The sequence below is a fragment of the Aliiglaciecola sp. 2_MG-2023 genome (genome assembly GCF_030548145.1).
Classification (GTDB): domain Bacteria; phylum Pseudomonadota; class Gammaproteobacteria; order Enterobacterales; family Alteromonadaceae; genus Aliiglaciecola; species Aliiglaciecola lipolytica_A.
Genome location: NZ_JAUORY010000069.1, coordinates 1 through 592 on the forward strand (window position 1 = coordinate 1; position 592 = coordinate 592).

At 44.8% G+C, this 592-nt stretch carries 1 pseudogene; it reads left to right on the forward strand.

The window, feature by feature from the left end:
- Positions 1-592: pseudogene (locus Q4567_RS22235) on the forward strand (transposase); the annotation flags it as partial.

The following is a 592-nucleotide window of genomic DNA, read 5'->3' on the forward strand; positions in this document are numbered from 1 at the left end:
TGCTCACCGATGCGCAGCGGACCACTTTACACGCTACGTTATCCATCTATCGACAGCGCTTGACCGATATCAGTTGGTTTATGCGAGAGCTTAACGAGCCCATTGCGCGAAAAGCCAACCACGAAGACCAATGCACTGGCCATTTCTGGGAAGGACGCTTTAAATCTCAAGCTTTATTAGATGAGCACGCAGTAGCGGCGTGTATGGTTTATGTGGACTTAAATCCTATCCGTGCCAAGTTAGCCAGCACTCCTGAAACTTCAGAGCACACGAGTATTAAACGACGCATACGCGATTTCAAAAAAGGAAAACAGCCAACAACTTTAATGCCTTTTGTGGGCAATCCTACACAACCTCAACCACCTGGACTGACATTTAATCTCATCGACTATCTAAAATTAGTCGACCTATCAGGACGTAGCCTGCATCCCAACAAAAGTGGCTCAATAGATATTGATGAATCCCCCATTTTACAACGACTTGGTTTGGATGAAAAATCCTGGCAATGTTTATTCTCAAGTTTTGAAACATCGTTTAGTGTGGCCGCAGGTCAAATCAATACCCTCAACAAATATAAACGCCGACGTCGACA